This window comes from Morganella psychrotolerans (assembly GCF_965118875.1).
Classification (GTDB): domain Bacteria; phylum Pseudomonadota; class Gammaproteobacteria; order Enterobacterales; family Enterobacteriaceae; genus Morganella; species Morganella psychrotolerans_C.
Genome location: NZ_CBCPJD010000019.1, coordinates 24,979 through 44,557, shown reverse-complemented (window position 1 = coordinate 44,557; position 19,579 = coordinate 24,979). Strand labels below are relative to the sequence as shown.

Here is a 19,579-nt window from a genome sequence, read left to right as displayed (position 1 = left end):
TGAATCAGAAGGTTTTTTTTATACGTGCGTTAATTTATTCAGGCAAAAATCGTTTTTTCTGCCGGTATTATCAGGCGGGTTTCCTGCCAGGCATTCAGTGTCAGCGCAGTCAGAGCAGATAATCCCTCATAGTACGGGTTTGCGCAGGTTTCCTGCATTTTTGCCAGATAGTAACGCGCCCACGGCAGAAGGTGCTCCGCCAGCAGTGCGTTTACAACATCCGGATTATTTTCTGCCGTCCACGCCACCATCATCAGTAACAAACCTATGTGGTCTTCCGGCTCGTTCTGCGTCAGCGCGATATCCACATTGTGGTTGCGCATCCACTGACGGAGTGCCACGGTGGAGTCACCAAACAACACCTGCTCTTTATCCAGCCAGACAGAGCCCCACGGCGATGCCGGTAACGCCTGCGGACCAATAAACAAACGCTGATAAGCCTGCACATGCGTTTCTTCACCGACTGTTACGGCATGCAGTTTGTCTGCCGCCGCCTGCTTTTGTGCATCAGTGCCGTACGGCCATTCCGCCACCCAGTCACCGGAGGAAAGCAGCGCCGTTATCTGCCCGGTTTCTTCCGGCGGATAATAAAATGCCGCGCCGAGAATACGGGCGGTTAATGCGATATCACTGACTGCTTGCTGACTCATAACACACTCTGTTATCAGAATAGAACGATTGGCGTATCCTGCCACGGTTTACGACCGGGTAACAGTAACAGGATACGCATTCACTGTATCAGGCGAGATAAGCCATCCCGACCGTCATGTGCAGACCGTAGAAAATACCGCGCCCGATGATTTCACCACCCAGCACCAGCACAAAACCGGCAAGCATCATGATAACCGACGGATTAGTGCGTCTGACCAGCGGCAGAACCCAGCATGCCAGACCCAGCGCCAGCAATGCCAGACGCCAGCCCATAAACATACCAAACTCCGGCACCAGTGCAGAGGCATTCTGAACAGAACTGCGGATACCGCCCAGATCAAAGCCCTGAGCCGTTACCGCAATCACACTCACCACCAGCGCAATAATACTCACCACCGGCAGCCAGCTGATGCAGCGCAGGTCAAACCCCGCCATGCGCAACAACAGTGCAGCAAGCAGCGGACCGCCCAGCAATGCCGTCAGTACAAAGTGGATAGTGGTGTAAGGTGTGTTCCAGGTCGGCACAGTGGCAATCTGATACACCTGAGGAATGGCATAAATAAACACCGCTGCCAGTATCATCACCACAACCAGCCAGAGCTTGCCGGGAGCAGCAGGCATTTTATTCAGTACCGCCAGCAACCAGTAAAATCCGCCTGCCGCAAAAAAGACCGAGCCTGCGGCAATTTCATTACTGAGCGATGAACTGCCCAGGCGGTTAAAGGCATTAAATGCACGCATCGGCGTGCCCATGTGCATCATGGAGAGCAGAAAACCAATCCCCATTAATACCCATAGCCCGAACATACTGTAATGTACTTTCCGGTTCATCTCAGGGGTGAGTTTCCCGGGCAGTAACACTGCCGCCATGATGATAAACGCACCTGCCACACTCTGACCCAGGGTGGTAAAGAACATCAGCGGCCATTCATGAATTCCCGATCCCATGTTATACCTCCTCCGGGTTAGCCAGATGGCCTGTGGTATCCCCGACAGGACGGCTGTTGGCATTGAGTTTTAAAACAATATTAGGATGTGTGTATTCAGCGGACGGCAGCGGCGCGATTTCCGCCAGTGTGCCGTATTTGGCACGCAGCTCTTCAATCGGTGCCATATCCAGCGCACGCAGCGGGCAGGATTCGACACAAATCGGCTTTTTCCCTTCAGCAACGCGCTCATAGCAGCCGTCACATTTGGTCATATGCCCTTTGACTTCATCAAACTGCGGTGCGCCATACGGACACGCCATGTGACAGTAGCGGCAGCCGATACAAATATCTTCATTCACCACGACAAAGCCGTCTTCGCGTTTGTGCATAGCGCCACTCGGACAGACTTTGGCGCATGCCGGGTCATCACAGTGGTTACAGGAGATGGAGAGATAGTAAGCGAACACATTCTGATTGTAGACGCCATCCTGCTCAGTCCAGTCTCCGCCCGCATATTCATAAATGCGGCGGAAATTTACTTCCGGTGATAAGTTTTTAAAGTCCTTACAGGCCAGCTCGCAGGTTTTGCAGCCGGTGCAGCGACTTGAATCAATGTAGAAACCATATTGCGTTGACATAATTCGCTTCCTCAGGCCTTAACGACTTCAACAAGGTTGGAGTGGGACGGGTTCCCTTTCGCCAGCGGCGACGGGCGCTGAGTGGTTAACACGTTAATGCTGCCCGCGTGGTCAATACGATTACCATCCGGGCTGTACCATGCGCCTTCACCCAATCCGACGACACCCGGCAGAATACGCGGTGTGACTTTCACATTGACGCGGACTTCACCACGGTCGTTAAAGATCCGTACCTTGTCACCCTGTGCAATTCCGCGTTTTGCGGCATCGGCCGGGTTTATCCACAGTTCCTGCGGGCAGGCTGCCTGCAAGACATCCACGTTGCCGTAAGTTGAGTGCGTGCGGGATTTGTAATGGAAACCGGTCATCTGTAACGGGTATTTTTCCATCAACGGATCACCGCCATGTTCAAACCCGGCGGCATACACCGGCAGAGGATGAATTTCATCACCTTCACTGAGTTCCCAGGTTTTCTGGATCTCAGCCAACTGAGATGAATAGATCTCGATTTTTCCCGATGGCGTAGTCAGCGGGTTAGCCTGCGGATCTTCACGGAATGCGCGGTACGCCACATGATGTCCCTGCGGATCACGTTTTTTGAACATGCCTTGTTTGCGGAATTCATCAAACTCCGGCAATTCCGGCAATGCCGCTCTGGATTGCTCATAGAGATGGCGCAGCCACTCTTCCTGGGTGCGATTTTCGGTGAATACATCACCGACACCCATACGTTTGGCTATTTCGCTGGTCATGTCATAGATATTGCGGCTTTCAAAACGCGGCGCGATAGCCTGGTCTGCAAAAATCACATATCCCATGTTGCCCGCAGACGCATCCATACAGAAATCCATCTGCTCTGATGCAGTGCAGTCCGGCAGAATAATATCGGCATATTTCGCAGAAGAAGTCAGGTGATTGTCGATTACCACAACCATCTCGCACTTGCTGTCATCCTGAAGAATGTCATGAGTGCGGTTGATATCAGAATGCTGATTAACCAGGCAGTTACCGGCATAGTTCCAGACCATTTTGATCGGCACATCCAATATCATATCCGCGGCATGCAGATTACTGAACCGCAAGTGGATAGCTGGCTGCCGGTACTGGCAGAGCTCAATCTTCGGCTGAAAGCCTTGCAGGAGCCGGTCTGGCAACTGACCATCGCGCCGCCTGCACAAATAGATACCGGAAAACGCTTTGCCTTGTTTCGTCAGAAAGCGGGCGCCGCAGAACTAAACCTGGGACGGGCAAAAACCGGTCTGAATGAGCGCAAAAAACTCTGGCCTGACGACAGTTGGTTTGATGTCCGTCCGGATACTGAAAACTGTATTTTATGTTCCGCCTGCGCAGCCGTGTGCCGGGAGGGCGCAATTCTGATTGAAAACAATCAGTTTACCGTGGATAAAACCAAATGCAGCGGCTGTATGAGTTGCAGGGATGTCTGTTTCCCGAAAGCGATTGATGTGGTGCCGCAGGCAGAAAAAAATAGTTTACCGGCTCACTATCCGTATTTTGACGCGCACTGTAAGAGCTGCCATCTGCCTTTTATGAGTTGGCAACCGGAACAAACATTGTGTCCGATATGTCAGTCTCGCAAAGAGAAAGGCTGGCTGTAGCAGGTATAAGAAAAGCGCCGTTCAGGCGCTTTTCTTATACCCTTATTCATTCAAACTGCAGGTTCGTTGGCTGCTCTCAGCCCGTCGGGTCACATACTCATGTATGCTCCCCGGCGATCGGAGCTTGCCGCCTGCCTGCATCCTGAATGACGTTGGATATATACCAGCGAATTACGGACGGCGGACAAAGCCGATAGCGTCATACACGTTATCCAGTGTTACCTGTGCGCGGGCAGAGGCTTTTTCTGCACCCTCCTTCATCACACTGTTCAGTAATACATCATCATTACGGATTTCGTGATAACGGGTCTGTAGCGTCGTCAGCATGCCGGAAACCGCATCAGCAACCGCGCCTTTCAGGTGACCGTACATCTGTCCTTCAAATTCCGCTTCCAGTGCGGCAACCGGCTTGCCGGTGACACCGGAAAGAATATCCAGCAGGTTTGATACGCCCGGTTTGTTGGCTAAATCATAAATCACACGAGGCGGCTCTTCAGAGTCAGTCATGGCGCGTTTGATTTTCTTCGCGGCCGCTTTCGGGTCTTCCAGCAACGCGATCAGGTTGTTGCGGTTATCGTCGGATTTCGACATTTTTTTTGTCGGATCCTGTAACGCCATCACACGGGAACCGCCGGATGAAATAAACGGATCCGGCACAACAAACACATCGCCGTAAATAGCATTAAAGCGCTGCGCGATATCACGGCTCAGCTCCAGATGCTGTTTCTGGTCGATCCCGACCGGCACCTGATTTGTCTGATACAGCAGAATATCTGCCGCCATCAGAACCGGATAGTCAAACAGCCCGGCGTTGATATTCTCTGCATGACGGGCAGATTTATCTTTAAACTGCGTCATACGGCTGAGTTCGCCGAAATAGGTATAGCAGTTCAGCGCCCAGCCTAATTGTGCATGTTGTGGCACATGTGACTGAACAAACAGGGTATTTTTTTCCGGTTCCAGACCACAGGCCATGTACAGGGATAAGGTGTCCAGCGTGCGTTTACGCAGCTCAACCGGATCCTGGCGGACCGTAATGGCATGCTGGTCAACGATGCAGTAGATGCAGTCGTAATCATCCTGCATTTTGACCCACTGACGCAGTGCGCCCATGTAGTTACCGATAGTCAGCTCGCCGGAAGGCTGTGCCCCGCTGAAAACAACGGGTTTCTGATTTTTTGTAGCAGCGGTTCCGCTCATGATTATCCTTCCTGATGAGTTAACGGAGACAGTCCGAGTGCCGGCAGTAAGCCTGCAAAGTCAGACAATACACAGTCCGGATGACTGTCAGCAATAGGAATGCCGTAGTTATAGCCGTAGGTCAGACCCACACTCGGGCACTCTGCCGCCTGAGCCGCCAGAATGTCATTACGGGAATCCCCGACAAATAACATCTCTTCCCTGCGCAGCCCGAACTCACCCAGTGTCAGATAAAGCGGTGACGGATGCGGTTTTTTATTTTTCACATCATCCCCGCCCAATACAACAGAGAAAAAGTCAGTAATACCTAATTCAGCCAGCAGTGGTGCAATAAACGGAGTCGGTTTATTGGTGACAATCGCCAGATCCATCCCTGCGTCAGCCAGCGCCTGCAATGTCGGTTTCACATTTGCAAACAGCGGGCTGCCGGTTTTAACGGCATCTGCATAATATTTATCAAATAACTGACGGCATTTTGCGTGCAGTGCGGCATCCGGTGCGGAGCCTGTTGCCCACGTAAGCGCGCGCTCTAATAAAATATCAACGCCGTTACCAATCCAGACCGTGACATTTTCTTTTCCGGCCTGCGGGTAACCCAGTTCATTCAGTGCGCTGTCTGTTGCATCAGCCAGGCCATGAATACTGTCGACCAATGTGCCGTCGAGATCAAATGCAACGGCTTTAATTCCAGTAAATTGCGGTACTGCTGTTTTATCTGTCATGCTGAAACCTTTGTTAATTCTTTACGCATATCATCAATAACGGTTTTGTAATCCGGCTGACTGAAAATCGCCGATCCTGCAACAAACATGTCGGCACCGGCTTGTGCGATCGCGGCAATATTATTTGTGTTCACGCCGCCATCCACTTCCAGGCGGATATCGCGCCCGCAGGCATCAATGCGGCGGCGGACTTCGGCAACTTTATTCAGCGTTTCCGGGATAAATGACTGACCGCCAAAGCCCGGGTTTACTGACATCAGCAGGATCATATCCAGTTTATCAATGACATAATCGAGGTAACTGAGCGGTGTCGCCGGGTTTAAAACCAATCCCGGTTTACAGCCGCATTCGCGGATAAGCTGGATAGTGCGATCAACGTGCTCGCTCGCTTCCGCGTGGAATGAAATATAGGTTGCGCCTGCTTTGGCAAAATCCGGCACAATGCGGTCAACAGGTTTAACCATCAGATGCACGTCAATCGGGGCGGTAATACCATAGTCACGCAGAGCCTTACACACCATCGGACCGATGGTCAGGTTCGGGACATAGTGGTTATCCATAACATCAAAGTGAACCACATCGCCGCCCGCAGCGAGTACTTTTGCGGTGTCTTCCCCCAGGCGGGCAAAGTCAGCAGATAAAATGGACGGAGCAATCAAAAACTCTTTCATTCCTGTTTCCTCTTAATAAGACGCCGCCGGGTTCAACGGCTCACTGTCCGCGAAAGAGCGCCAGTAATTCACTCACTTTTTCGCGATTAAGTGTGTTGCGGCTGATAGTGCGCCGCACTTTGACGATATGCAGCTGTGCCTGATGATACCACTCCCGGGTCAGGGGGGTATCGTGATTCGAAATCAATACCGGAATGTTGCGATCGGATGAGAGCATTTCTGCCAGTTGCGCCAGGTTTACCTGCTCCGGGAATCCGAATCCGCTGCTGTGATAGGCAGTAAAATTAGCCGTCAGTGATAGCGGCGCATAAGGCGGATCACAATATACCGTATCGCCGGGACGGGATTCTTCCATGCTGGTCACATAGGACTGGCAGATAAACGTTGCTTTCAGGGATTTTTCAGCAAACCACAGTAATTCCGCTTCCGGGAAATATGGCTTGCGATAGCGCCCGAAGGGCACATTAAAACGCCCTTTTAAATTATACCGGCACAATCCGTTATAACAATGGCGGTTCAGATACAGAAACAGGACACTGCGCTCGAAGGGATCTGCGCTCAGATTGAACCGCTCCCGCATGGCATAATACTGAATTTCATCATTAAATTCTGGTGTGAACAGCTTGCGGGACTCATCGATAAATTCCTGAGTCCGCAATTTCACCATATTGTACAGATGGATAAGATCACTGTTGATATCCGCCAGTACATAGTGCGGATAATCCGTGTTCAGAAAAACAGACCCCGCGCCGACAAAAGGCTCTATCAGGCAATTTCCTTCCGGCAGATGCCGTTTTATCTCATCTGCCAGAGGATATTTTCCGCCAGCCCATTTTAAAAATGCGCGTTGTTTTTTCATGCTGCCTGTAATCATTGCTCAAAAAAGGCCAGAGCCGCCGATCCTGCTCTGTTTCAGACAGTCAATCAGCACCTGACGGAATTCGTGTTTATTTTTTCATGTCCTGATGCACATCCTGCATCTTTCTGACCCACGGTTTTTTCCCCTGAATTTCAGCAGGCAGACGCTCAACTTCCCGTTTTGCATCCCCGACTGTCGGGAAGTTACCGTAAACCAGGACAAACCACGACTTTCCGTTACGTGACGTTTCATATACCTGATAATTCGACAAACTGTGCTTTTGTGCAAACGCTTTCAGTGTATCCGCACGGCTCGCACCACTCAGTTGCAGGGTGTAACCGCCGGCAGCCGCTTTCGCAATCGCCGGACTGTTTTTTGCCGGTGCTGCGGTAACCGGTTTGCTTGCTTCACGCGGCTTAACCGGCTGAGCGGTTGTTGTTTTCACCGGCTGCGGCTTCACCTGAACCGGTTTTTTCGGTTCTGCCGGTGCAGAAGGCAGAGTATTCGTTACCGGCGGCAGATTATTCATGTTCTGCTGTGCAACATTATTGACACCGCTCTGGGTAGCTCCCTGATTCAGGGCATCATTAATGTCACCCGGGATATCCACACGCTGACCGGTGCCGGTCGTCTGTGACGGCTGAGCCTGAGTCGGCAGATTATTGATGGCAGGTAAATTGACCCCGCTCTGTCCGGCTTGTGTCGTAACCGGCTGAGACGGCTGTAACGTCGTTGCTCCGCCATCATTATTATTGCTGTCGCTGTTATTGTAGCTGCCCAGGTTTATCTGGCGCTCGCCACTCTGCGGCTGTTGCGGTGCTTCCGGTTCTGCCGGTGATTTTAATGCAGAACTGATCGCAATAATCAGTAACACCAATACCACGACCGCCACACCAATCATCATCTGCTGGCGGGATACGGCAAACTTAGGGCGGGACTGCTGCGGGCGCGGGCGTGTCGTCCGGCGCTCCGGGCGATCGGGCCGGTCTGAAGCATCCGGACGGATCACTTCGTCATCCGGATCGCTGAAAATTTGTGGTTCTTGCTTTTCGGGTTTAAAGCCGTCCATTTTGCCCTCCCATCAGAGCAGAAACTTGTCTTTAGATATAACAGAAGAGAACTGACCCGCACTAAGTACGTCATAATGGTGCGTCATAATGCGTAGTGTAACCATTTTCCGGACACTCAGCGAGACAGATATAAAAAAACATTCTGCCGGACTGACCCGCGTTACACTGACTGAATAGCCGCCAGCACGGTTTCATGCGTAATATCCGCACGAACAACCGACTGTCCGAGCGAGGTCGGAATAATCAGGTGCAATTTACCGCCCTGCACTTTTTTATCCCGCATCATGTGCGGAAGATACATGTCCGCCGTCATGGATTCAGGGCCGCGAACCGGTAACCCGGTGCGTTGCAGTAATGAAATTATCCGGGATGTCTCCTGCGGGTGGAATACACCCAGTAATTCAGCAGTGCGGGCGGCCATCACCATCCCTGCGGCAACCGCTTCACCGTGTAACCAGACACCGTAGCCCATTTCAGCTTCAATAGCGTGTCCGTAGGTGTGTCCCAGATTCAGCAAAGCACGCAGCCCGCTGGTCTCTTTTTCATCTGCCGCCACAACCTCAGCTTTCAGCTCACAGCAGCGGCGGATACAATATGCCATCGCCTGCGGCTCAAGTGCCAGCAGACGGTCGATATTCTCTTCCAGCCAGACAAAGAATTCGTTATCCAGAATAATGCCGTATTTGATAACTTCTGCCAGCCCGGAAGCCAGCTCACGACACGGCAGTGTTTTCAGGCAGTCAAGATCAACCACCACTTTCGCCGGCTGCCAGAATGCGCCGATCATATTTTTACCCAGCGGATGATTTACGCCGGTTTTACCCCCGACAGAAGAATCCACCTGGGATAATAATGTCGTTGGTACCTGAATAAAGCGGACACCGCGCTGATAACTTGCGGCCGCAAACCCTGTCAGATCACCAATTACCCCGCCGCCCAGCGCAATCAGCGTGGTATCACGCCCGTGATTGTGCTCAAGCAATGCGGTAAAAATCAGATCAAGGGTTGTCAGGGATTTGTACTGTTCGCCATCCGGCAGGATCACCGAATCCACCTGAATGCCTTCGCGCTGAAGGTTTTCGGTGAGAGTCGTGAGATACAGCGGGGCAAGGGTGGTGTTTGTGACAATCATTGCGCGCTGACCGGAGGTCAGCGGCGCAAAGGTGCCGGGAAGGGAAAAGAGACCGGGAGCAATCGAAACTGAATAAGTACGCTCACCTAATGTCACAGTCACATTTTCCATGGCACCTCCGCATGTTGCCGGTAATGTAAAATCAGCTGTTGGTTTCTAACAGCTCAATGATTTGATTTGCAACCACTTTTGCACTCTGATCATCGGTATGGATAGTGATATCCGCGATCTCTTCGTACAACGGATTACGCTCTTCTGCCAGTTTGACCAGAACTTCCCGGACCGGCTCATCAACCTGTAACAACGGGCGTTTTTTATCACGCTGTGTACGGGCCAGTTGTTTTTCAATATTGGTCTCAAGGTAGACAACCACACCCCGCGCTGAAAGGCGGTTGCGGGTTTCCCGTGACTTGACGGAACCTCCGCCGGTAGCCAGTACGATACCTTGTTTTTCAGTCAGTTCATTGATGATTTTTTCTTCACGCAGGCGAAAACCTTCTTCACCTTCGACATCAAATACCCAGCCCACATCAGCACCGGTGCGATGTTCAATTTCCTGGTCGGAATCAAAAAATTCCATATTTAATTGCTGAGCCAGCTGACGACCAATAGTACTTTTGCCGGCACCCATCGGGCCGACAAGAAAGATATTGCGTTTCTCTGCCATGTTTTTGGTATAACTAAGAATATTCGTTAATGATAACCCGCCCCGCTCACCCGATCAGCGGCGGAACCTCAAATGAAACCTCGTGAGTGAATATGTGAGATTAGCCTGAAACTGTCTCAGCATATTCTGCCCGACTGCAACCATACCCTTATCCATTCAAACTACAGGTTCGTTGGCGGTACTCAACCAGCCGGGTCACATACTGATGTATGCTCCCCATCTGTTTTCCTTTGCCGCCTGCCTGAATCTTGAATGGCGTTGGGTATATACCTGAGTATAAAATCAGAAAAGTATCTCAGGTACTGCAGTGTGATGCCTGTCGCAATCCGGCCTCTGAACATCTGCACATACTATCATAACGCCTGTAAAAAACCGCGCCTTATATTTCTGTGGATCCTTCTGATAACGGGAGCCGCGCAGAGATATAAGGCGTAGTCTGATAAATTAGGGCGTTATCCGTCAACGGATTAACAGCATGTTTTGATGCAACAAAGATTTCATACCTACTAAATTAGGTAACTCTTGTATGCTAAATCGTTGCAGTCGTCAAATGTATAACACCGCAGAATCGATAAAAAAATGCTTTATCCTGCGGATAATTCCCGTAAATAATCACATAACAGACTGATATTTTTGAAGTTACTAAATATCAATCAGTTGTGGTGTAATGAAAATCACCAATTCACGGCGGCTGAGTTTATCGTATTGGTGAGTAAAAAGCTTTCCCATCAGTGGGATTGCTGACAAATACGGTACTCCGGTGACTTGCTTTCCCTTGTCCTGCTGGAAAATTCCGCCGAGGATCAGTGTCTCTCCGTTACGTACAACCACCTGCGTAGTAATTTCCTGTTTATCGATCGCGTATTGCTCGCTGCCATTCTGTACCAGTGCAACTCCGGGTGCATTGCGGCTGATATGCAACGTCAGACGGACTTTATTTTCCCGTAAAATTTGCGGCGTTACCTCCATTCCCAGTACCGCTTCACGAAACTGAACCTGTGAGCCGGACTCATGGCTCTGTGTGGTATACGGAATTTCCGAGCCCTGTTTAATGCTGGCAGGATGTTCATGCGCCGTGGTCAGTCGCGGGCTGGCGACGATATCCAGTTGCTGCTCCTGCTCCAGCGCGGTGAGCTCCATCTCCAGCAAATGTCCGCTTATACGGGCAATGTTGAAGGTAAAGGTGTTATTGCCCCGCGCCTGATGCAATTGCAGCCGGTTTCCTTTATCAGGCGACGGCAGCACAGTTCCCCATTGCAGTCCCAGTTCATGCAGCGCCTCGCGGGAGCCGGAAACAATATGTGCGGTTATCTGTACCTGCTGCTGCGGCTTGTCCATCAGTGTCAGCCAGGCTTCTGTGCGGGTCAGTACCTGCGCACCTGCATCTATAAAGAGGGAGTTTGTCAGCGAATCTGCCTGTAATACATCCTCCTTACCAAACAATGATCCATGATGATACCGGAGTGTTTCCAGTACCGAAGCCGCATCTGCATACTGCAATGTAAATGTGCGGCTCTGCCTGTTATCCGCTGTATCTGCCGCTGTCGCAGATAAAACCGGCGGGATCATCACCGCAGCCTGTTGTGCGCTGATCTCCGCCGGCAGAAAGAGATCTCTCGGGTGCATCTCACTGTGTGCCGCTGCCCCCGTCAGGGCATAGCCTCCTGTAATCAGCCCGGCTAACCATCCCTGCCTTTTAGTTGTCATACTCTTCCTTATTAATATCCGGTAAATCAGTCTCAGATACTGACCGGCTCTCCGCCCCCGGCAATGCCAGGTGCAGAGTCATCTGTAATAGCGCAGGAGATGTTTGAGGGCCGCCGGTGACCGGATGCAGTGACAGCCGGGTGATGTTCAGCTCCGTCAGTTGCACGGTCAGCGTATCCAGTAAACCGGCCAGTGCCGGATAATATGCCTCAAAGGTCAGTATCCAGCGCGAGGGGGCATCCTGTGGCTCCTGCTGCCAGCCCGCCAGCATCGGCAGTGCCGTTTCCGGCAGCTGGGTAAGTAACGCCGGTGCCGCAGAGCCGGATGTATGTTCAATCTCCGGGAGAAATATTTCTGTCTGCCGGGTGAGTCTCTGCAACTGCTGATACCGCACGTCTGTATCACTGAATGCCGGGAGCAGATAAAAATACCAGAGTGTGCCGCCCGTCAGCAGACAGACCATCACAGCAGTTGCCCATTGCATGCTGTGATACTGTAAACAGCGCCATAATGCGTCAGCATTCATGGTACTGCCTGCGTATGCCTGTCACCGGCATAGGTCACCAGCGTGAATTGCCGGACACGCGCCGCTTTATGATAATGCAGACGGGTCAGCCGGAGCGGCAGCAACCCCGGCGGAGAGTGGTGCAATAAAGGATGTGTTGCCGCAATCACCTGGTAGCGGTTTACCGCCAGGGTATGACGCACCGTATTTTCTGTTTCCTGCTTCTGCAGCTCTGCCTGATAGCGCACCAGCCAGGCATCTGCCGGGAGTTGCTGCTGAAGAAAATGAAGCAGTTCACGATACCGGTGATTTTCCCGCCCGACACGCGCCCGGCGATGCAGCGCATCTTCCGCCTGCTTCTTTGCGGCAATATCCTGCGCCAGCACAATCAGCCGGGAACTCCAGCGGATTTCACGCGCCGCTTCGGCCATTTCCATCACGCCCAGATGCACCTCATTCTGCCCGGTCTGCAGGCGAAACATCATCAAGCCGGATAATATAATACTGCCTGTAAAAATAAGCCGGATAACTATCCCGCGACAGATTTTCCGGCGCAACCGGACACGCCATTCGGTCAGATTGACATGATATCCGCTCATAGCCGATCTTCCCCGCGTAATACCATTCCGGCAGCCGCCGCATAACCCGGAGGTACTGTATCCGGCTCTGTTACGCGGTATTGCTCACACTCATGCTGCCAGGCAACCGGTAATACCGCGGTATCATGCAGACAACACAGAGACGCCTGCGCGTTATCAAACCCCTGTAATGCCAACGCATCTGATAATGAGGGCAAATCCGGCTCTGCCTGGCCGCTGAGTGCCGGATGCGACGTTCCTGCCTGCCAGCAGACAGAATTCCCCTGACTGAACAGCAGCCAGTCCTGTGCGGACACGCCCCGGGCATGTGCAAAACAGCGCAGCGCACAGGGAGTAAGATCAAGTACCGTCAGCTGCGCTCCCACTTTTGCCGCCAGCGATCCCCACACCTCACGGACAGCACGGTGTACCGTGGTGAGCACAATTTCCCCCGGTAAAATACAGTAGTCATATATCAGTTCCTGACAACGCCCCGGAAAGGTGCGCGCCAGATACGTGTCGATCAGAGGAACAACAGATGCCTGCACCATCCGGCTTTCCGGCAGACGGATACGTTGCTGCAGATACAACGGAGCGGGCAGTGCCACGCGCCACTGTAAACGCCCGCGAAAACGACGGCACCAGCGGGTCAGAGCTGCCGACACCGCAGCGGAGTTCTGCACCCTGCCACCTGCCAGTTCTCCGTCAGAAAAACGCAGTGTGGTAAAGTCATCAAAAGAGCAGTGATGGCGATATTTATAGCCGAGAGCGATCATTATCGCGCCATCCTGAAGGGCAAACCCTGCCACCCGTGAAGTTATCCGCATTAATAATTCCTTTTATTATTGGTGTGCGAAATAGTTATTTCTTCTTTATTTTCCGTTAGTTATAAAATACGTATTCAAGAAAGGCATGAACCTTTATACTACAGGGTCGCTGTTTATTAACTGTCCACCACACGGCTAACGGAAACTTTCAGGTGAAGTTCTTAAAGTATTTATTGATCTTTGTTGTCTGTTGCATTTTTCTTGGAGCAGCTTCGATATATGGGATGTACAAATATGTCGAGCCGGACTTGCCCGATGTGGCAACGCTGAAAGATGTCAAATTACAGACACCTATGCAGGTCTATAGCGCCGACGGCGAATTGATCGCACAGTTCGGCGAAAAACGCCGTATTCCGCTGACTCTCAGCCAAATCCCGCCGTTGATGAAAAAAGCCTTTATCGCGACGGAGGACAGTCGTTTTTATGAGCATCATGGTATCGATCCTATCGGGATTTTCCGTGCTGCCTCTGTTGCAATGACCTCAGGGCGGGCATCCCAGGGGGCCAGTACCATTACTCAGCAGCTTGCCCGTAACTTCTTCCTCAGTCCGGAAAAAACGGTCATCCGTAAAGTAAAAGAAGCCTTCCTGGCTATCCGCATTGAGCAGTTGCTCACCAAGGATGAAATTCTTGAGCTTTATCTGAACAAAATTTACCTCGGTCAGCGTGCCTATGGTGTCGGAGCCGCCGCCTATGTCTATTTCGGCAAAACACCCGACCAGCTGACACTGAGCGAAACAGCCGTTATTGCCGGACTGCCGAAAGCGCCGTCCACATTTAACCCGCTGTACTCAAAATCACGCGCACTGGCACGCCGCAATGTTGTACTGACCCGGATGCTGGAAGAAAATTACATCACCCGCGCACAATATGATGAAGCCCGCCTCGAGCCGATTAACGCCAGTTACCATGCCCCGGAGATTGATTTCTCCGCGCCGTACCTGGCTGAAATGACTCGTATGGCGATGATCGAAAAGTATGGCGAAAATGCCTATACCGATGGTTATAAGGTCTACACCACTGTAAAACGTAAAGATCAGCTCAGTGCCGAAGCGGCCGTACATAACGGCATCATTGATTATGATATCCGCCACGGATACCGGGGTGCGCAGCAGGTGTTATGGCAGCAGAACGCCACGCCGTGGGATACAGAACAAATCCTGAGTAAACTGAAAACATTACCGGTCTACGGTCCGCTGCATCCGGCGGTTGTTCTCAGTGCCGATGCCTCCCGCGCGCAGGTGATGCTCAAAGACGGCAGCACGATTGATTTAACCATGGACGGCATGCGCTGGGCGCGGAAATTTATTTCTGACCGCGCTATGGGTCCTGCACCACGCGCGGTTAACGGCGTGATCCATACCGGCGAACAGATTTGGGTGCGCCAGAGCAAAGAACGCTGGGTACTGTCACAGTTACCGGATGTTAACTCTGCCTTTGTTGCACTGAATCCGGGAGACGGTGCAATTATCGCGCTGGTCGGCGGATTTGATTTTGAACTGAGCAAATTTAACCGGGTGACACAATCACTGCGCCAGGTCGGGTCCAGCATCAAACCGTTGCTGTACACTGCTGCACTGGATAAAGGCCTGACCCTTTCCTCTCTGCTCAATGACCTGCCGATTGTCCGTGCCGATGGCTCAGGCACGGACTGGCGTCCCAAGAACTCCCCGCCACGTTATGACGGTCCTATCCGTCTGCGTCAGGGACTCGGACAATCTAAAAACGTGGTCATGGTGCGCGCAATGCGGGCGATGGGTGTGAACTATGCAGCAGACTACCTGCTGCGCTTTGGTTTCCCGGACAGCAATATTGTCCGGACTGAATCGATGGCACTCGGTTCCTCATCCTTTACCCCGATGCAAATGGTTCGCGGCTATGCGGTAATGACAAACGGCGGGTACCTTATCGATCCGTACTTTATCAGCCGTATTGACGACATGGACGGCAAAATGCTGTTCACCGCAAAACCCCGGATTGCCTGTCCGCAATGCACCAATATTCCGGTTATTTACGGTGAAGGCACTCATGATTTGAGCACCGGGCTGAACAGTGATGCCCTGGAAAATGATGTGGCAAAATCGGATAATCAGCCACAGGAAAATGACCAGCCGGCAGCCCCGGAAGTGGATCTGGAAAAAGCACCGCAGGCGGGTAATGACTCCCCGTATGCCCCGCACGTTGTCAGCACCGATGTAGCATTTCTTATCAAAGACGCTATGAATTCAAATATTTACGGCGAACCCGGCTGGAGTGGTACAGGCTGGCGGGCAATGAAAGATATCAAACGCCGTGACCTCGGCGGTAAAACCGGTACAACCAACAGCTCAAAAGACGCTTGGTTTGTCGGATACGGCCCTGACATCGTAGCGGCAGTCTGGATTGGTTTTGATGAAAATATCCGTGATCTGGGTCGCGGTGAAGCGGGTGCAAAAAGCGCTCAGCCAATCTGGAATGACTTTATGAAAGTTGCGCTGGAAGGCGTACCGGAGCGTAAAGATCCGCCACCACCGGGTATTATCTCTGTGCAGATTAACCGCAGTACCGGGAAACTGGCTTCCGGCGGTAATTCACGTTCAGAGTATTTTATCAAAGGCACGGAGCCGACCGATTACGGTGTATCTGAAGTGGGTACAACCATTATTCAGCAGGATGGCGCGGCAGAAGAGCTTTTCTGATCCGACGTTTATCTGCAATCTCAAAGGGCTGCCATCCGGCAGCCCTTTATTTTTTCAATCGTCCGCACTTAACACAAATTTATACCTTTCTTTAATGATTGGAATCTATTTATTTGTGTTAAAAATAGATCACTTCCCAATCCGCGACAAATATTGTTGCGCCAGGAACAGAGCAGTAATATTGCGGGCTTCGTTAAAATCAGGATGTGTCAACAGATCCATCATATCGCTGACCGGCCAGCGCATCTGAACCAGTGGCTCGGGTTCGTCGCCTTCCAGTTTCTCGGGATACAAACCGGTGGCGAGCAAAATATTCATCCGCCCCGAAAAATAAGACGGTGACATCGTGACTTTACGCAAAGGTGCCAGTGTCTGCGCACCAAAACCGATTTCTTCTTTCAGTTCCCGGTTAGCCGCCGTCAGCATGTCCTCGCCGGGATCGATTGCACCCTTAGGGAAACCCAGCTCGTATTTTTCGATACCGGCTGCATATTCCTGAATTAAAATGAGTTCGTTCCCGATAACCGGAACGATTAAAACAGATTCACGGTTAGCCGGACGCATTCGCTCATAAACACGCTCCGCGCCGTTACTGAATTCCAGTGCAACAGACTGAATGCTGAACAAACGGGATTGGGCGATATTGTCTGTACGGATAATTTTTGGTTTTTGTAGTGCTGTCATGTATGCCCCGGGGCGTTTTGTAAAAACGCGGATTAATATATCGCGTTGTGAATAAGTATATACTCCGGATAAACACATCGCACTGATCCATATTACCTGTTCCTGAAACAAAGAAAAGTACCGTCAGTAATGAACAAATTACGATAACCTACTGAATAATTTGCAGGAAACAGAAAAAACAGCCCGTTATAACAGACTGTTATTTAAAATAATTTTTTGCATAATAAGAAAAGGCTGATTTTTCAGCGATGCTATTCACTGTTATGCTGCACAGGCAATTACCAATGGGGAAAAAATGAATATCACCGTCATTATAGCCGCTGGTCTGGTGATCAGTTGTCTTATAATGGCTTCCGTCGGCAATCACAGACGGAAGCGGCACCGGGCCGGTCATGTGTTACCTTCGCTTGCAAGTCCGACACACCACCAGCTTGGCCCGGAAGAAATTCAGGCTATTGAATATCACCTGACCCATGCAGCCCGGCAGGCGGTTAGTGATGAACAGCACTTTGTATTACCGGCTATCCCCGAAAAAAGTGATCACGTTTATCGTCTCTGTAACAGTATCACCCGTTTTGCTGTCCCGGGAAAAAGTAAGCAAAAATGGCATTATTATATTGAAGGCAATGAAGTTTACCTTCCGCTTGTTCTGGAAAAATATATTCAGAACAAAAATGTTATCGATGTTGTTTTTACCGGCCAGTTACCAATGATAACCGGGCTGAATGGCCATGACTTACGTGAATTTACTGATGATTATCCGCTGGCGACGCCTATGACAAAAAATAATGATGTACCGGTACAGGCCGCAATACTGAAAAACAGCAGTACTGATATTGAGTTCCTCGGCACCCGTAAAGAAAGCCCGCAGGAATATCACCTGCAGCACAGCCACGGGTTTGTCAGCAGCACTCTGATTATCTGCGGCGTACTGACCGCGATCACCTCCGTATTTATGCCGCCATTTTTATTTTACTGGATGCTCGTACTCGGCAGCGGTATGTTACTGTCAGGTATTGTACTGACCCTTATCCGGATGCCCATCCGCCGTAAACTCAAAGATATTCAGTGCTATCGTGGTACACCCAAACGCTGGGGGCTGTTCGGTGATTTTGATCACAGCCAGAAACACAGCATCTCACTCGGCGGTATCGATCTTATCTACCCGCCGCACTGGGAGCCATGGCTGCATCAGGATTTAGGATCCGTCGTGCCGATTGAAATGTATGAGGATCAGCAGGTGGTCCGTCAGGGAAAACATCTGTCTTTACAGGAAGAAGCTATCCGCTTTCCGTATCACCGCTACAGCAAAAATCTGCTGATTGCCCTGATCAGTGCTGTCGCCCTGTTGGTACTTGCGGTTAATCAACCCGTCAATTTACCTGTCAAACTGGCACTGAACTGGCTTACCGGCACGGAAACCAAAGTATCGACAAATTTTAATGAGCTGCAAAATATGCCGCTTTATTTAGGTGATTTTCTTGAAGCAAAAGGCGTGGGGATGTGTTACATGCCACCAAATCTTTCCGCACAGGATAAACCCTATTTCCTGCCGTTTGACTGCTCCGGTATTTACTGGAATAACACCTCACCGCTTCCGGTACCTGAATCAGAACAGGTTGAACGGGCAGCGGCTCTGCTTACCGCACTTAACAGCCAGCTGCATCCGGATACCGGCTCCCGCAAAGTCAATGACAGCCTGCGGGATATGATAACCAAGTCAGGAATGAGCCTGCTGGATAATTTCTCCTCGCTGGTCTTAAAAACACAGGCACTGTGTGAATTTGAAAACAGCGACTGTATACGCCTGAAAAATGCGCTGGTTAACCTGGGTAATTCACCGAACTGGGAAAATTTATTAGCCCGCGCAGAGGCTGGTAAACTGGAACAATCGAATGTTTTATTACGTCCTGCCAGTGCAGAGGCCTTGGAAAAGCTGGTTATCGTCACCACATCTACAACAATAAGCAAAGAAGTGGAAAATGCCGCCATGCGGCTGAACAGCCCGCCGCCGGGAGGCGTCCTGCTTATCAGCGATGAAGGCAAATCACTGGTGGAAAATGCGCCGGTCAATGAACGGACGGGAGATATCACACCGCTTGAGCACTGGCGGGCACTGCAACGGCTGTCAGATATGCTGCTGCATACCCCTTTTGAGGTTCAGGGAATTGTCACCGGTGTATCTGTCGATGCGAACGGCACCCGCCATATTCTGCTGCATTATCAGCCGGATAATGTGATGCTTGCGCGTTTTCTCGCCAGTTGCAGTTTACTGGTAATATTAACTCTGCTGACCATCATTAATGGTGTATATGTTATTGTCCGCTTTCATCAGCGCCGCCGCCGGATGATGAACATCCGCAACTATTACGACAGCTGCTTCCGCCACGATTTTCCGACCGACGCGCAGCCGTAACAAACTGCGCCATCTGTACCCAACGTCAT

At 51.1% G+C, this 19,579-nt stretch carries 18 protein-coding genes and 1 pseudogene; 3 read left to right on the top strand and 16 right to left on the bottom strand.

The genetic code is table 11. The annotated features are described in order from the left end of the window. Nucleotides 1–38 precede the first annotated feature (38 nt). The 4 genes and pseudogenes from dmsD to ACMHKJ_RS16520 form a co-directional block, all read right to left on the bottom strand. A complete protein-coding gene (dmsD, locus tag ACMHKJ_RS16535) occupies nucleotides 39–650 on the bottom strand; it encodes a Tat proofreading chaperone DmsD (RefSeq protein WP_413495618.1) in 612 nt (203 codons plus the stop codon). An 88-nt stretch (nucleotides 651–738) separates the two neighbouring features. After that, nucleotides 739–1,599, bottom strand: a complete 861-nt coding sequence (locus tag ACMHKJ_RS16530; RefSeq protein ID WP_413495616.1) for a DmsC/YnfH family molybdoenzyme membrane anchor subunit — start codon at nucleotides 1,597–1,599, stop codon at nucleotides 739–741. Between the two features lies 1 nt (nucleotide 1,600). Continuing rightward, nucleotides 1,601–2,218 (bottom strand): DMSO/selenate family reductase complex B subunit, encoded by a 618-nt coding sequence (locus ACMHKJ_RS16525; protein ID WP_067368512.1) that lies wholly within the window; start codon nucleotides 2,216–2,218, stop codon nucleotides 1,601–1,603. Between the two features lie 11 nt (nucleotides 2,219–2,229). Continuing rightward, a pseudogene (locus ACMHKJ_RS16520) lies at nucleotides 2,230–3,264 on the bottom strand (molybdopterin dinucleotide binding domain-containing protein); the annotation flags it as partial. Nucleotides 3,265–3,279: 15 nt separating this feature from the next. Between ACMHKJ_RS16520 and ACMHKJ_RS16515 the strand changes: the two are divergent. Beyond that, a complete protein-coding gene (locus tag ACMHKJ_RS16515) occupies nucleotides 3,280–3,834 on the top strand; it encodes a 4Fe-4S binding protein (RefSeq protein ID WP_413495614.1) in 555 nt (184 codons plus the stop codon). A gap of 171 nt (nucleotides 3,835–4,005) precedes the next feature. Here the strand turns inward: ACMHKJ_RS16515 and trpS are convergent, their stop codons facing one another. The 11 genes from trpS to ACMHKJ_RS16460 form a co-directional block, all read right to left on the bottom strand. Continuing rightward, nucleotides 4,006–5,034 carry a tryptophan--tRNA ligase gene (trpS, locus tag ACMHKJ_RS16510; protein WP_413495612.1) on the bottom strand — a complete coding sequence of 343 codons (1,029 nt, stop codon included), beginning with the start codon at nucleotides 5,032–5,034 and terminating at the stop codon, nucleotides 4,006–4,008. A 2-nt stretch (nucleotides 5,035–5,036) separates the two neighbouring features. Continuing rightward, nucleotides 5,037–5,756, bottom strand: a complete 720-nt coding sequence (locus ACMHKJ_RS16505; protein WP_413495610.1) for a phosphoglycolate phosphatase — start codon at nucleotides 5,754–5,756, stop codon at nucleotides 5,037–5,039. Further along, entirely contained in the window at nucleotides 5,753–6,427 is a 675-nt protein-coding gene (rpe, locus tag ACMHKJ_RS16500) for a ribulose-phosphate 3-epimerase (protein ID WP_413495609.1), read from the bottom strand. Before rpe ends, ACMHKJ_RS16505 begins: the two co-directional genes overlap by 4 nt. Before the next feature lie 40 nt (nucleotides 6,428–6,467). Then, on the bottom strand, nucleotides 6,468–7,286 hold the full coding sequence (gene dam, locus ACMHKJ_RS16495) for an adenine-specific DNA-methyltransferase (RefSeq protein ID WP_413495608.1): 819 nt from the start codon (nucleotides 7,284–7,286) through the stop codon (nucleotides 6,468–6,470). Nucleotides 7,287–7,374: 88 nt separating this feature from the next. Then, complete coding sequence (locus tag ACMHKJ_RS16490; RefSeq protein WP_413495607.1) at nucleotides 7,375–8,355, bottom strand: SPOR domain-containing protein; 981 nt, start codon at nucleotides 8,353–8,355, stop codon at nucleotides 7,375–7,377. Between the two features lie 161 nt (nucleotides 8,356–8,516). Then, nucleotides 8,517–9,599 (bottom strand): 3-dehydroquinate synthase, encoded by a 1,083-nt coding sequence (gene aroB / locus ACMHKJ_RS16485; protein WP_413495605.1) that lies wholly within the window; start codon nucleotides 9,597–9,599, stop codon nucleotides 8,517–8,519. A 31-nt stretch (nucleotides 9,600–9,630) separates the two neighbouring features. Then, entirely contained in the window at nucleotides 9,631–10,155 is a 525-nt protein-coding gene (gene aroK, locus ACMHKJ_RS16480) for a shikimate kinase AroK (protein ID WP_067368481.1), read from the bottom strand. A 642-nt stretch (nucleotides 10,156–10,797) separates the two neighbouring features. Continuing rightward, complete coding sequence (locus tag ACMHKJ_RS16475; protein WP_413495604.1) at nucleotides 10,798–11,862, bottom strand: transporter; 1,065 nt, start codon at nucleotides 11,860–11,862, stop codon at nucleotides 10,798–10,800. Next, nucleotides 11,852–12,388 carry a hypothetical protein gene (locus ACMHKJ_RS16470; protein WP_413495602.1) on the bottom strand — a complete coding sequence of 179 codons (537 nt, stop codon included), beginning with the start codon at nucleotides 12,386–12,388 and terminating at the stop codon, nucleotides 11,852–11,854. Before ACMHKJ_RS16470 ends, ACMHKJ_RS16475 begins: the two co-directional genes overlap by 11 nt. Continuing rightward, nucleotides 12,385–12,966, bottom strand: a complete 582-nt coding sequence (locus tag ACMHKJ_RS16465; RefSeq protein WP_413495600.1) for a hypothetical protein — start codon at nucleotides 12,964–12,966, stop codon at nucleotides 12,385–12,387. Before ACMHKJ_RS16465 ends, ACMHKJ_RS16470 begins: the two co-directional genes overlap by 4 nt. Beyond that, the gene (locus tag ACMHKJ_RS16460) at nucleotides 12,963–13,772 is read right to left on the bottom strand and encodes a hypothetical protein (protein ID WP_413495598.1); all 810 of its coding nucleotides are present in this window, start codon (nucleotides 13,770–13,772) and stop codon (nucleotides 12,963–12,965) included. The genes ACMHKJ_RS16465 and ACMHKJ_RS16460 overlap by 4 nt, the downstream gene beginning before the upstream one ends. 152 nt (nucleotides 13,773–13,924) lie before the next feature. Here ACMHKJ_RS16460 and mrcA point away from each other — a divergent pair, with 152 nt between their 5' ends. Beyond that, a complete protein-coding gene (gene mrcA / locus ACMHKJ_RS16455) occupies nucleotides 13,925–16,450 on the top strand; it encodes a peptidoglycan glycosyltransferase/peptidoglycan DD-transpeptidase MrcA (RefSeq protein ID WP_413495596.1) in 2,526 nt (841 codons plus the stop codon). A 129-nt stretch (nucleotides 16,451–16,579) separates the two neighbouring features. Here mrcA and nudE read toward each other — a convergent pair whose 3' ends face one another. Beyond that, nucleotides 16,580–17,134, bottom strand: a complete 555-nt coding sequence (gene nudE, locus ACMHKJ_RS16450) for an ADP compounds hydrolase NudE (protein ID WP_413495594.1) — start codon at nucleotides 17,132–17,134, stop codon at nucleotides 16,580–16,582. A 295-nt stretch (nucleotides 17,135–17,429) separates the two neighbouring features. Here nudE and ACMHKJ_RS16445 point away from each other — a divergent pair, with 295 nt between their 5' ends. Then, entirely contained in the window at nucleotides 17,430–19,550 is a 2,121-nt protein-coding gene (locus ACMHKJ_RS16445) for an IgaA/UmoB family intracellular growth attenuator (RefSeq protein ID WP_413495592.1), read from the top strand. Nucleotides 19,551–19,579: the final 29 nt, after the last annotated feature.